This window comes from Vibrio pomeroyi (assembly GCA_041879425.1).
GTDB classification, from domain to species: Bacteria; Pseudomonadota; Gammaproteobacteria; order Enterobacterales; family Vibrionaceae; genus Vibrio; species Vibrio pomeroyi_A.
On sequence record CP090854.1, the window covers coordinates 2,348,672 to 2,362,487 of the forward strand.

The 13,816-nt window shown below is 45.4% G+C and carries 13 protein-coding genes; 5 read left to right on the top strand and 8 right to left on the bottom strand.

Going from position 1 to position 13,816, the window contains the following annotated elements:
* The first annotated feature begins 87 nt into the window (after nt 1-87).
* Complete coding sequence (locus L0992_10265) at nt 88-1,302, top strand: benzoate/H(+) symporter BenE family transporter (GenBank protein ID XGB66104.1); 1,215 nt, start codon at nt 88-90, stop codon at nt 1,300-1,302.
* Nucleotides 1,303-1,377: 75 nt separating this feature from the next.
* On the opposite strand, the gene L0992_10270 is transcribed toward L0992_10265, so the two are convergent.
* Genes L0992_10270 through L0992_10280 form a run of 3 tightly spaced genes read right to left on the bottom strand, consistent with a single transcriptional unit; the run spans nt 1,378 to nt 4,332 of the window.
* Entirely contained in the window at nt 1,378-1,842 is a 465-nt protein-coding gene (locus L0992_10270; protein XGB66105.1) for a GtrA family protein, read from the bottom strand.
* Complete coding sequence (locus tag L0992_10275) at nt 1,829-3,316, bottom strand: glycosyltransferase family 39 protein (GenBank protein XGB66106.1); 1,488 nt, start codon at nt 3,314-3,316, stop codon at nt 1,829-1,831. Before L0992_10275 ends, L0992_10270 begins: the two co-directional genes overlap by 14 nt.
* Nucleotides 3,313-4,332 (bottom strand): glycosyltransferase family 2 protein, encoded by a 1,020-nt coding sequence (locus L0992_10280; protein ID XGB66107.1) that lies wholly within the window; start codon nt 4,330-4,332, stop codon nt 3,313-3,315. Before L0992_10280 ends, L0992_10275 begins: the two co-directional genes overlap by 4 nt.
* A gap of 125 nt (nt 4,333-4,457) precedes the next feature.
* On the opposite strand from L0992_10280, the gene L0992_10285 reads away from it, so the two are divergent.
* The 4 genes from L0992_10285 to L0992_10300 all read left to right on the top strand — a co-directional run bounded on the left by L0992_10285 (nt 4,458) and on the right by L0992_10300 (nt 8,409).
* On the top strand, nt 4,458-5,135 hold the full coding sequence (locus L0992_10285; protein XGB66108.1) for a response regulator transcription factor: 678 nt from the start codon (nt 4,458-4,460) through the stop codon (nt 5,133-5,135).
* The gene (locus L0992_10290; GenBank protein ID XGB66109.1) at nt 5,132-6,430 is read left to right on the top strand and encodes a HAMP domain-containing histidine kinase; all 1,299 of its coding nucleotides are present in this window, start codon (nt 5,132-5,134) and stop codon (nt 6,428-6,430) included. Before L0992_10285 ends, L0992_10290 begins: the two co-directional genes overlap by 4 nt.
* Nucleotides 6,431-6,522: 92 nt before the next feature.
* Entirely contained in the window at nt 6,523-7,452 is a 930-nt protein-coding gene (locus tag L0992_10295) for a 1-aminocyclopropane-1-carboxylate deaminase/D-cysteine desulfhydrase (GenBank protein ID XGB66110.1), read from the top strand.
* A gap of 219 nt (nt 7,453-7,671) precedes the next feature.
* On the top strand, nt 7,672-8,409 hold the full coding sequence (locus tag L0992_10300; GenBank protein XGB66111.1) for a dienelactone hydrolase family protein: 738 nt from the start codon (nt 7,672-7,674) through the stop codon (nt 8,407-8,409).
* Nucleotides 8,410-8,487: 78 nt separating this feature from the next.
* On the opposite strand, the gene L0992_10305 is transcribed toward L0992_10300, so the two are convergent.
* The 5 genes from L0992_10305 to L0992_10325 all read right to left on the bottom strand — a co-directional run bounded on the left by L0992_10305 (nt 8,488) and on the right by L0992_10325 (nt 13,811).
* Nucleotides 8,488-9,741: a D-amino acid dehydrogenase gene (locus tag L0992_10305; GenBank protein XGB66112.1), complete on the bottom strand. Its 1,254-nt coding sequence runs from the start codon at nt 9,739-9,741 to the stop codon at nt 8,488-8,490.
* Nucleotides 9,742-10,045: 304 nt separating this feature from the next.
* Nucleotides 10,046-10,972 carry a LysR family transcriptional regulator gene (locus tag L0992_10310; protein ID XGB66113.1) on the bottom strand — a complete coding sequence of 309 codons (927 nt, stop codon included), beginning with the start codon at nt 10,970-10,972 and terminating at the stop codon, nt 10,046-10,048.
* 260 nt (nt 10,973-11,232) lie between these two features.
* Nucleotides 11,233-12,018 (bottom strand): HAD-IIB family hydrolase, encoded by a 786-nt coding sequence (locus L0992_10315; GenBank protein XGB66114.1) that lies wholly within the window; start codon nt 12,016-12,018, stop codon nt 11,233-11,235.
* A 35-nt stretch (nt 12,019-12,053) separates the two neighbouring features.
* Entirely contained in the window at nt 12,054-13,337 is a 1,284-nt protein-coding gene (locus tag L0992_10320) for a TRAP transporter large permease (GenBank protein XGB66115.1), read from the bottom strand.
* Between the two features lie 9 nt (nt 13,338-13,346).
* The gene (locus L0992_10325) at nt 13,347-13,811 is read right to left on the bottom strand and encodes a TRAP transporter small permease (GenBank protein XGB66116.1); all 465 of its coding nucleotides are present in this window, start codon (nt 13,809-13,811) and stop codon (nt 13,347-13,349) included.
* Between the last annotated feature and the right edge of the window lie 5 nt (nt 13,812-13,816).

Below are 13,816 nucleotides of genomic sequence, written 5' to 3' on the forward strand. Positions count from 1 at the left end.
TTTATACAAACAACACTTGTGCGCTATAACGCACAAATGCTAAGTTAAGTTCTATGTATGTTATAACGCACAACGAGAGTGGTTAGTATGGGTCAGATTAAGTTTTCTCACATCAGTACTGGTTTTATTGCGGTATTAATCGGTTATGCGAGTGCGGCAGCGATCATCTTCCAAGCAGCAACCAGTGCAGGAGCAAGCCAACAACAGATCGCTTCATGGTTTTGGGCTCTCGGAATTGGCATGGGTGTATCGACAATTTTGCTTTCGTGGCGATACAAGCAACCAGTCGTGACCGCATGGTCGACGCCGGGTGCTGCGCTACTTATCACCTCATTGGATGGGCTCACCGTAGAGCAAGCTGTGGCTATATTCTTATTTAGCTCACTGTTAATCACTATTACGGGTCTAACAGGTATCTTTGACACGCTACTTAAACGAATCCCAACATCGATCGCCTCTGCAATGCTAGCGGGTGTGTTGTGGATGTTTGGTATCGGTATATTTACCTCTCTGTCTCAAGAGGCGATTATCATCGGCACCATGTTAGCAGCGTATATTTTTGCTAAGCCTAAGTTTGGTAATTTGTTGATTCCGTTTATCTTATTGCTTGCCGTCATCATGAGTGGAGTCGCTGGGAAACTCGATTTATCGGATGTGAACTTAACGCTGACTCAGCCTATGTTCATCACCCCAGATTTTGATTTGGCGTCGCTGTTGAGTGTCGGCATTCCGCTATTTGTGGTGACAATGGCATCTCAAAACCTGCCCGGATTCGCGGTATTGAAAGCCAATGGTTATAACCCACCAGCGTCCCGTATTATCACCACAACAGGCATCACGGGGTTATTACTTGCGCCCTTTGGCGGCTTTGCCTTTAACTTGGCAGCGTTAACAGGTGCAATATGCATGAGCCCAAATGCCGATCCTAATCCGAAAAGTCGTTACAAAGCAGCATTAGCGATGGGTGGTTTCTATCTGTTAGCAGGAATATTAGGCACAACCTTTGTGTCTCTGTTCTCATCGGTTCCGCAAGCCATCATTATAACCATTGCGGGATTGGCATTATTGCCAACTCTTGCGAACTGCCTAACAACGGCACTTGCTGATGAGACGCATAGGGAGGCTGCGCTCCTCACCTTTTTACTTACTGCCTCTGGGATTAATTTTGCGGGAGTCGGCAGCGCATTTTGGGGATTGTGTTTAGGGTTAATTTGCTACGCGATAAAGAATTGGCAGTTAAAAGCGACTCAAACAAAACAGGCTCAACCTACACAAACAAACGAAGGCAAAGAGCAGAGTTAAATTTACTCTTATAGCTATCACAGATATTCAATAAAAAAGGCAAGCCATTAGAAGACTTGCCTTTCTCTTTCTTGTTTAGCGGGTAAAGACCCAATACTGACTAAACAGGTAGTTCGTCACCATGCCGACCAAAATACCAACGACCATTGCGATAAACACAGCACCTGTAAACGCTGGCAGTAGTTCCGTCATCAGCTTGAAGCACAAGAGATTCGGTACTGCAGATATCGACGCTGAGAACATGAACTTTTGCCATTGAATCAGTTTATCAGACCAACTACCCAGCCCTTTGAACCCAAAAGTCAGCACTCGATTACCAAACCATGTTGTCGTTGCTGCAGCAATGAAAGACCCAATTCGCGCCGTCATCAAAGGCAAACCAACAATGTAATGCAACAAGGCAAATACTGCACAATCAACAACAAACCCACCAACACCAACCACAGCAAACCGAACCATCTTGTGTTGGGACTGGAGCCTTTGACTGTGTGCCTGAAGCTTGTTGTTGAACATTTGCAGCCCTGAGTTAACGCTGAACATCACTTGCACTTCTAATGTGGCTCAACGACAAATTTGGTTTGATGTTTTGGTTATGGCAACTAAACAAAGCGCGCTTTATTTTCACCGTGGGTTCCAAAATACACGTTAACGCGTTGTCTTTAATCTTGGTTTCTACTTCCGCTCTTTTACCAATCAAATAGAACTTGTCGATGCCATCTAGTTGTTCGATATCAAGCAGTTTTTTCGCTTGCCCGTGGCTATAAAACTGCCCAGAGAACGGTCGTTTTCCTACATAAAAACTCGGTGATGAATCGGTGATCTGCTCGAAGATGATACGATCACTCTTCTCGTTCGCTTTACCTAGATTCAAGTAAACCATCGCTATCATCAGCAACACTGGCAGAACTAAAGCGACGTTCGAGAACCACTTCTTATCTTTTTCCACCACAAGTATAGCAACCAACAAACCAAGCGCTGGAATGCCCGGTAACACGTAAGCAGGAAGAATATTACCCGCCATGGTGAAAAGAATCAGAGGTGAGATTAACCAACACACAAGGAATGAAAACAGCCCGCTATTCTCAGCGTTAATTTCCGCAATTTTCTTACGTCGAGCAAACGCCAGTATTGGCAATACAATCGACCAAGGCGCGGCAGCTTGGATCCAGAATACCCAGATCATGCCTCGTGTTTCGTCGTGAGCGGATCCGTAAAGATCCCCTTCCCAGCCACTCACGACAAAACGCTTAAAGTGTTCGCCAACAATAAAGTAATCAATAAAGCCCGGTGTCGCCATTTCTGCCATGATGTACCAAGGCAGAGCAATCACTAACATCACACCTAAGCCAGACAACAATGGGAAACGTTGCCAAAGCGCTTTAAAAGCACCAAAGAAGCCATGTTGTAAGACCAACCAAGGGAACACTGCGATACCCATGATGACAATCGCTACCGGCCCTTTCGCAAGTAAACCTAGCGCTAAACCAATAAAGCCAACGTAACCCCAATTTCTATTGGTCTTCGCACTCCCTTCTCCTTTCCGACCCTCTCCTCCTAGCCAACATAAATAGAAACCTAACATGGCAATAGTCATCGCCAAGGTTAACGCGATGTCTGTCATCACAGCACCCGCAGCGATAGAGAAAATACCGCATGTCGCCAACACTACGGCTGCGACTAAAGCGCTTTGCCCTGTTCGCTTCGCCATGTAAGCCGTCAGCAAAATTGTTACGACACCCGCTAACCAATGAGGTGCACGAACCGCAAACTCACTCAAACCGAACAACTCAATACCGGCCGCACTCATCCATGTAAACAGCGGCGGCTTACCCCAGAAAGGAATGCCGTAATCAAACTGAGGCGTTAACCAGTTCCCAGTTTCCACCATTAAACGAGCCATTTCACCGTAGCGCGCTTCGGTGGTGTCCATTAACGGGTAAGTTGCCAGAGATAAAAGCCTTAGAACCAATGCAAAAGCCAACAAATACCATAGGTGCGTTCGGTTCAGGCTCATGCTGACTCCTCTAATTTAAAATGTGTTTTTAATGCAGGTGTATCGACCACGGATTGGATCAGATACAAAGGGCGATTCTTGGTTTCGATGAAAATACGACCTATGTATTCCCCCATCAAACCAATACTCAGAAGTTGAATGCCTCCAAGGGCAAGTTGAACGACCATCATTGATGGATAACCCGTGATAGGCTCACCAAACATCAGGGTTTTGAACACGATGACCATCCCATACACAAAAGCCGTTAGGGCAACAAGGCCACCGACTGCCGTTGCAATACGCAGTGGTCGGATAGAAAACGAGGTAATGCCATCCATCGCCAAGCCAATCAGCTTCAAGTAGTTCCACTTGGTCTCACCACAAAAGCGAGCGTCGCGCTTAAATTGGATCGTCGCTTGTCTGAACCCCGGCCATGAGAAAATGCCTTTCATGTAGCGATTACGTTCAGGAAGTTGATTGATATGGTCGACGACTTCACGGCTCAACAGTCTGAAATCACCGACATTCTCAGGAACATCGATCTTCGCAGCCACGCTCATAACTTTGTAAAAGCTCGCCGCTGAAAACTTCTTAAACCAAGTTTCACCGTCACGCTGGCTGCGCTGCATGTTGACGACGTCATAACCTTCGCGCCACTTGGCAACCATTTGCGGGATAAGCTCAGGCGGATCTTGCAGGTCTGCATCTAACAGAATCACGGCTTGCCCGCGACAATGTTCAAGGCCAGCGCTCATGGCTGACTCTTTACCAAAGTTGCGGCTTAAACCAATCACCGAGATCGAGCTATTGATTGAAGTGAATGAACTCACCAAGTCCAAGCTGTTGTCTTTGCTGCCATCGTCGACATAAACAATCTCGCTCGTGATCGGTAAGCTATCGAGAACCTTAGTGAGGCGATAATGGAACTCTTCCAACACCTCTTGTTCATCGTAAAAAGGCACAATGATAGACAAAGAAACCGCAGGGTTGATCTGCGATGTGGATATCTTAGGGCGGCTAATATGAAGTTCAGACATAATACGTTCTTCTATTTTTTAATCTGGAGCCAATCTACCCTCCCATAAGTGAAAGTTATGTTATTGACATATTTTTCACGCTCACTCAGGATAATGTTACTGTCTATTTCTGTATGAGAATCAAAATGAAACGAGTTCTATTAGTCGAAGATAACCGTGAAATTGCAGGTGTCTTGTTTGATTATTTTGAGTGTATTGGCATGGAACTCGATTACGCGGACAACGGCGAGCTTGGCCTGCAACTCGCGTTAGATAATTCATTTGATATCATCATCTTAGATTTGATGTTGCCGCGAATGGACGGTCTAACGGTTTGTAATAAACTGCGTGATCAAGGCAACGCGACACCCATTTTGATGCTAACTGCACTGGATAGCCGTGAAGACATGTTGAAAGGCTTTGAACATGGTGCCGATGATTACCTCACCAAGCCTTTTGATTTGGATATTCTAGAAGCAAGAATGAACGCGTTAGTTCGTCGTTACCGCGGAAAAGTCGCCTCTTCGAAACTCCAGTTCGACGAGCTCACTATCGACCAAAAGACACGTAAAGCTTACCGCCAAGATAAGCTACTTGCGCTGAACCCAACCACTTACACCATACTTGAGATGCTTTGCCAAAACGCACCTGAAGTGGTCACTCGCGAAGATATCTCATACAAGCTGTGGGAAGAAGACGAACCCAACAACGATGTGTTACGCAGTCACATCTATCAGCTGCGTAACCAACTCGACAAGCCTTTCAACACGCAAATGTTGATTACCGTACCTAAAGTTGGATTCCGTTTGGAGTCGTCGAATTGATCTTAAATGTCCTCACAAGCACCAAAACCTTAACCGGCCGCCTAGCGCTTTTCTTTGGGTTAATGGCCGTGATTGTGTCGGCATTCGTCTATGTGGTTTTTATCGCCGCACTGTACTTATCAGAAGACCGAGTCGGTGAAAGACGTATCCTAATTGACCGTAACTACGCCGTAGGTTTATTCCAAGCCGGTGAGAGTGGCGAGTTAAGAATTGATGACCTAACCATCGCCTACAACGACCCATCGTTCATACCTCCAGAATACAAAAAGTACATTGAAGGCAAAGAGAGCTTTGTTGGCGAGGTTGGTGAAGAACCCGACTCACGCATGGTGTATGTCGGTGAGTATACTGATGAAGGTGAAACCCACCCGATCATCCTGCTTTCTGAAATAGACCGTGTTGAATTTGATATTTACGAATTGGTGTACGCGACCACCTTTGTACTGACCCTACTATCTGTTCTGATTTTTAGCTTTGGGGCGCTGCTCTATCGATTATCTAAGCGTCTAATTGAGCCTTTCAACTCTCTGTCTGAACAACTCGAATCTAATAAGCTCAATCTCAACGAAGAGTTTGGTGTGAGTGATGATGCGGCGGTTGAATTTCGTCAATTGACCGATCAACTCAATCAATATCGTCGAGAAATCAATTCGTTAGTCAAACGTGAACAAGCCTTTGCTCGCTACTCAAGTCATGAACTAAGAACACCGCTGACTGTTGCTCGCGGGGCGAATAAGCTGCTCCTTCGCAGCGAAACAACCGAGTTTCAATCTCGTCAGGTTGAACGCATTGATGAAGCCATTGTTCAAATGTCTGAAATGGTCGATGCTCTGCTTGGTCTGGTTCGCTATGAAAGAAACAGTGACGATGCACCGCTGCGTTTATTCAGCCAGCAAGAGCTAGAGACGATCGTTTCTAAAAATTCATTGCAGGCAAACGAGAAAGAAGTCCAGATAACCTTGCAAGTTCAATCCGAACCAACCATTCAAGCCACCAGCGCGATCATGAATATGTTGGTCGGAAACTTGTTGAGAAACGCGATTGCAGCCACTAATAGCGGTACAGTAACAGTCACCCTCTCCCAAGGCAGTCTTGTTATTGAAGACCAAGGTGAAGGCCTGCAGGAACAATACAACCCGAATGGTCACGGGCTAGGATTATTGATTGTCGATGACTTGTGTCAGCGTTTTGATTGGGACTTTGAATTGTTCAATCGCAACTGTGGTGGATGCACAGCCAAGATCACCTTTCAAGCCGATTCACCCGCGTCAATATCGAACGAAAACTTGATTTAGTTGGTTTACAGCCGCCTCTGGCTACTAGATACTCGTCCGTCCTATTTGATTTAAAAATGCTGGCTCTTTAGTCAGCATTTTGTTTAAGTGCGATGAAACTAAATAATAGCCCTGTAACTCAGCATCAATTTAACGGCCACACTTTTTTCTTAAAGCGTGACGATCAGCTTCACTCCCATTTTTGCGGCAACAAAGCCCGCAAGTTCATGAAGCTGCTGGAAGACGAGCACCCAGAAGCCACAACCTTGATCAGCTACGGTTCTGCGCAGGCTAACTCTCTGTTCTCACTCGCGGCACTGGCAAAGATCAAAAGTTGGACGCTTGAGTTCTACGTCGATCATCTTCCCGAGTGGTTACTAGAACGCCCAATAGGTAATTACCGTGGCGCTATTGATCTTGGCGCGAAGGTGATTTCAGTCAAAGAGACAGGCTCTGAACTTCATCCACAAGCGTATATTGAGCAAGTCAGACAACCTGACTCCCATTGCATTGTATTACCAGAAGGTGGACGCTCTCAGCTTGCTGAGTATGGTGTTAAACAACTGGCGATGGAAGTACTGAGCTGGACTCGCTTCGAAAACCAACACGATTTTGTGGTCGCACTGCCCGCAGGGACAGGTAGCACAGCGCTCTATCTTCATAAGCATTTAAAAATGCACAACATCCCAGTGTTAACCTGTGCTTGTGTTGGTGGTAGCGACTATTTAACGCAGCAATTTAATGAGCTAGGTGAAACCGATCATCCACAGATCTTATCACTCGAAACCAAACACCACTTTGGAAAATTGTATCAACAGGATTATCAAACTTGGTTGGATCTACAAGAGCAAACCGACATCGAGTTTGACCTGCTTTACGATCCATTGATGTGGCAATGCTTAGAACAGTGGCAAGAAGATAACCCAACAAAAACCATCATATACATTCACCAAGGTGGCATCTTAGGTAACGAATCGATGTTGCCACGCTACCAGCGAAAATATCCAGATATGTGCCGCAGCACGACCAACGCTTCTTGGTAATTGCATTCCCCCACACCTAGATCTAGATATGCAAATTTCCGTAATCTAAGAACACCGTCAAACAGCCATCACACTTCATACGTGATGGTTGTTTTAGCATTTCACTTTCATATTTCACTTCTACCCTTACACTTCAAATTAGAAACAGAAATCTGGCAAGAATCATCGCGTTATCTATACTTTCGATTGGAACGTCATTGTCATCTGAAGGAATAACGCATGCGAAAACTCACTACACTCGGCCTGTTTTCAGTTTTACTACCCTTTTCAGCAATTTCTGGAGAAAACGTCACTTACCAAGTCGACGGTATGGACTACGAAGGTTATTGGAGTGAAGCCAGCGACCAAGCGCCTTTGGTGCTACTCATACACGACTGGGATGGCTTAACCGATTACGAAAAGAAACGTTCTGAGATGCTCAATGAACTCGGTTACAACGTGTTCGCCATCGACCTATTTGGTAAAGGCATCCGCCCAACCGAAGTGAAAGACAAAAAACAACACACGGGTGAACTGTATAAAGACAGAGAGAAAATGCGTGCGCTACTCAACGCTGGAGCTATGGAAGCGAAAAGACTTGGCGGCAACTTAGATAACAACGTAATAATGGGATACTGTTTCGGCGGAGCCGCTGTATTGGAAGCCGCTCGTGCGGGCATTCCTTCGAAGGCTTACGTCACCTTCCATGGCGGTTTATCAACACCAAAAGGCCAAGACTATTCGCAAACTAAAGCTCCGGTTGTCGTATTCCACGGTACGGCTGATGCCATGATTTCAATGCAAGATTTTGGCAACCTTGCCGCTGAACTTGAAACAACCAAAGTTCCGCATGAAATGATCACCTACAGTGGCGCTCCACATGCATTTACCGTATTCAGTTCCAACAATTACCAAAATGAAGCTGACCAAAAATCGTGGGAACGATTCACGCATGTGTTAGAAACCACTACCCGATAAGCCGTAACACTCAAACCAAATCAGCCCATACTTAATAATGAACATGGGCTGATTCGTATGACCAAGTATTTTGATGCACTATATATAACGATGGATACTCAAGTCGTCTGCTTTTATATCGCAATCAGAGCCACTGACCACACTCGCTAACAACTTTCCTGAACCACATGCCATCGTCCAGCCCAACGTCCCGTGACCAGTATTGGTAAACAGATTCTTAATTGGCGTCTTTCCGATGATAGGCGTGCCATCTGGCGTCATCGGCCTTAAACCTGTCCAGTATTCTGCTTTAGAGAAATCACCCGCCTGTGGGAAAAGATCTTTAATCACCATATCAATCGTTGCTTTGCGTTTTTCTGGGATCAGGTAATTGAAACCAGCAAGCTCTGCCGTCCCAGCAATACGAATTCGGTCATCGAAACGAGTCATCGCTACCTTGTAGGTCTCATCCATAACCGTTGAAGTCGGTGATTTATCTGCACTCACGATCGGCAATGTCAGGGAGTAGCCCTTCACGGGATATACAGGAATCGCTAAATCCACTTGCTTGAGCAGTTCACGAGAATAGCTTCCCGAAGCCACCACATAAGCGTCCGCTTTGAATTGACCTTGAGTTGTCGTAATGCTCTTTATGGTTTGGTTCTGATGATTCAAACTCACCACTTCAGTATCAAACACGAACTGAACGCCAAGCGCCTTTGCTTTCTCAGTTAAGGCTAAACAGAACTGGTGGCAATCACCCGTTTCATCATGAGGTAAGTATAAGCCGCCCACAAGCTTGTCTTTCACGTCAACTAATCCCGGTTCCACCGACAGGCACTGTTCAACATCAAACAGCGAGTGCTCGATTCCACTTTCTGTTAGTAGCTTCATATCCTGCTGAATCGCGTCCAGTTGCTTCTCGCTTCTGAATACTTGCAGCGTCCCTTTCTGCCTACCTTCATAAGCCAAATCTTCAGTGGTTCTTAGGTGAGTGAGACAGTCTCGGCTGTAGTTTGCCACTCTTAACATGCGTGACTTATTCACGGCGTATTTAGCTTCATTACAATTGGCGAGCATCTTAGTCGCCCAAGAAACTAATTCGGGAGAAAGTGACGGTTTCACTTTTAGTGGCGCATGCTCTTGGGTGAGCCACTTCATCGCCTTCAACGGAATGCCTGGCGCCGCCCATGGTGATGAATAACCGTAAGAAATTTGCCCAGCATTCGCAAAACTGGTTTCTTTACCACTGCTATCCTGGCGGTCGATAACCGTCACCGAATGACCCTCTTTCGCCAAATACCAAGCACTGGTTAACCCAATCACACCGCTGCCAATTACAATTACTTCCATTCTCTTCCCCTAATATCCGACACATCAAAATGTGTCGAATACTGCTGTCTGTTTCAAACTACCTTCGTTAATAATTTGTAACTTATTCAGCACGCGTTGACTTAACAATGCATACAGTGTTGATAAAAAATCAATTAACAGGTAAATCGGGAGGATGAGTTTTGGAAGTGTGATGTTGGAGAGGTTATATAACTTCAAGGAACGGGCTTCCCCCTATGAGAAAGCGCTCTATGAAAATAGGAATACTGAAGCTATAGCGAAATGAAGTTAGGTGACGTGATTATGTACACCAACCCACTTCAATCTAAATATTGTGGGCGTCGTGGCTTAAGAAAGTGGCGTTTTCGAGCAGGAAATCTAAAAAGGTTTCAGCTTGTAGGGTAAGAGCTCGGCCTTTGAGAGATTGAACTTTCACAGTTGCTTTCGAGAATATGTCTAGCTCAGTCGCAACCACTTCTATTTGCCCTGACTTAATCTCATCGAGCACCGTAAGTTTGGGCATAAAGGTCACGCCTAGCCCTGCCGAAACAAAGTTTGTGAGCGCGGTTACCGAGTTGGTTTGAAGTTTTGGCTGCAAGGTAAGATGGGAGTTTTGTTCTGCCTGCTTTACTAGCCTTCCCATACCTGTCGAATTGTCGATCAAAGCAAGAGAAGCATCTTTAATATCTCGCAAAGTCACTGGTGGCTCTTGCATCGTCAATACATGCCCTTTTGGCGCGATAAGCTCGAGAGGATGGCTACGCTCGACGTGTGAATGTAATTTAGGGTGCGGTGCAGACGCATAAGTGATCGCGAAATCAATCTGTTGGTCTTCCAACATTTTTACGGCATCCAATGCACCCGCAATTTCAATCGATAAATTGATATCAGGGTATCGAGCCATGAAGGTTTGCATGGGTTTAGAGACCAAGTTAGTAATAAATCCTTCCCCAATCGCGATGCTAACATTACCGCCCTTGAGGTTTTTCAACTTGGTAAGGCGAGCCAGTACCGCCGTTTCACTGCGAACAATAGAACGGTAGTAGTTCAACAATTCATTACCCGCCTCAGTCAGCAGTGATAGACGATTGTTGCGTTCCCACACTTTCATTTCCGCTTGTGCTTCGAGCTGTGTCAGCATTCGGCTCATTGCCGCAGGGTCAACATTCATCATTTTAGATGCCTTACGCAATGACCCATATTTTGATAACGCATTCAGATACTCAAGCGCACGGAGATTAAAATGGTGCATTCAACTTCCTTGTGATTCTACTGGCACAAGGCAAGCGTCTCATAGTTCTCTCATTTACCCATCTAGGAATTGGAGATACCGACAGTGCAAGTTTGCAAGTTGTGGGCTGAGTCACTAACACAAGCCCTTGAAGAGCGATAGACGCCATATAGAAGAAATATGTATTCGACTCTAGTAAAACAAAAACACAGCTCAATCCAACGAAGAAATGAGCTGTGTTTGATGTTCACTCTCGGCTGTTCGAAGCCAACAGAAGCGAGCTATTTTAAAGTAAGTAGCTTGTCGACAAACTCTGAGAAACCGTACCCGCCGGGCTTGCTCATCACCACTGATGGGTGATGCTCTAGCCGCTCCCAGTAATGTTGGATATTTGCCACACCGACACTGTTGGGCAAAATTTCAAACATATATTGGTCATTCATCGAGTCACCGACATAGCAACTACGCTCGACTATCTCTTGGTCAGATAGCCCCTTCTCTTTAAGAAAAGCGGTCGATGTCGCTTTCTTAGAGTGCTCACCATACCAAGCATTAATGTGAATAGAACTTGCTGTGGCGTGAGCACCCAACGCGTGAATCTTTGAGACAACCTCTTCAATAATCGCATCATCGACTTTTGGACGGTTTTGGCCGATGTCGATAGCGACCTCACACAAACGGTAAGACTGATCCAGCGTTAAACTGAGCTCTGGGTAATCGCTCAAAATAGCTAATACTTGTTCTTTCAACTTACTCTGATTGGCACTGACTTCTGGCAAAGGGATATCAGAACGCAATGTCAGATAACCGTTTTTCTTTTCCATAATGAACGCGCCGTTCTCGCCGAGAACCGCATCGACTGGCCACAGCTGAGCAATATGATCACACCAACCGGCACAAGCGCCTGTTACCGCAACCACTTTTTTTCCCGAATCACGAAGTTTGCTTAAAGCAATCAAGGTTTCAGGCGGCAATTGACCTTGCCACGTTAAGGTGTCGTCCACATCGGTTAACACCCAATCTATCTTTTTCCAATTTTGGTTCAATTCATTCGATACCGAATTCATTTCTACACCTCTAAATAATCAATCACTAAACAGTGTTAAAGCAAATTCGGTAAAAACATCACTAAGCTTTCAGAGAAAGTCAGCAGCATCAGAACCGTGAGTAGTGCTAGCAACAACGGAGCCACTTCTTTAACGAAGTCGACCATACGAACTTTTAAAATCGAGCAAACCGTAAACATCATCGAGCCAAATGGCGGAGTCACACCACCAATCATGATATTCACAATCACAATAATGCCGAAGTGAACCGGGTTAACGCCTAGGTTGAGCACGGCAGGAAGCAGCAATGGCGTGAGTATGATCATTGCAGCACCGCCTTCGATGAACATGCCAACCACTAACAGCAACACGTTAATCAACAACAGCAAGACTAACTTGTTGTCGGTAAGCTCAATCAAAGCAGAAGCAACATTGTGTGGGATCTGCTCTAACGTCATGTAGTAACCAAACACCATTGCACCGATAATGATGAACATAACGCTACTGGTGCCCTGCACCGTTTCGCGCATGATGAGCGGGATGTGTTTCAAACCCAGTTGACGATAAACAAAGATACCAATAATCGCGCAAAGCAATACAGCAATTGCCCCCGCTTCGGTTGGCGTAAACAAACCGAAACGCATGCCCAGAATAATGCCGAACGGGATCAGCAGTGCCGGAATCGCTTTCAGGAAGTAATGAAAACGTTCTTTGGCAGACGCAGGCTCAGAACGAGAAGGTTTGTAACGACGTTTACGCGCGATGAAGGCAATAGTTACCATGAGCGACAACGCCATCAAAAATGCCGGAACGTAACCCGCAATAAACATTTGATGAACTGAAACGTTCGCTAACAGCGCAAAGATGATTAAGTTAATACCCGGTGGGATCACTGGACTGATACTTGATGACGCAGCGGTTACAGCGGCTGTGAATGGCAAATCATAACCACGCTTGGTCATTTCTGGAGCAAGAATCTTTGATTGCATCGCCGCATCCGCATTTGCAGAACCAGAGATACCGCCCATTAGAGTGCTCAAAGCTACATTTACTTGAGCCAGACCACCGGTTTTATGGCCAATCATTGAGTCGGCAAAGGCAAGTAAGCTTTTACTTATCCCTGCATAGTTCATCACCGAACCCACCATGATAAAGAACGGAATGGCTAACAGCGGAAAGGACTCAGCTGAGCTAATAAAACGCTGCATTACCAAGCTCACAGGAATAGAGTCATTGATAAAAAGAAAGTAAACCATCGCCGATGCGATCAGAGAAAATGCGATGGGGATGTTCAATAGAAACAGAACGAACAGAATAAGGATTGGAAGATAGCTTTCCATAAATCGTACCTACTTAGAAGAGCGCTTTAGAGATGCGACATCGCTCGCGATAAATCGAACAGTGTGAATCGCCATCAATGAGAAACAAAGCAACAGCACGCCATTGATAACAAAATATGATACGCCCATGACTGGCGTTACCTTGTTAGATAGCATGAGATATTGATAACTCAGAACCGCCATTAAGAGGTTCAGAGCCAGTAGGAAAACGGAAACACATAACCTAAATGGGATTTTTGCTTTTTCTGGCAACATGGCGACCACCACGTCCACACCCATGTGAAGCTTGTGTTTGTAACAGGAGCTAATCCCTAAATAAACAGCCCAGATAAAGCAAATAACCGACAGCTCTTCACTCCACGGGACAACAAAGCCAAATCCATAACGCAAGACGACGTTAACGATAACAACCAAAACGGTGATCGAAATAGCGATAGAAGCGAGGATTTCTTCAATATTTTTCAATAAAAACAAAAGAC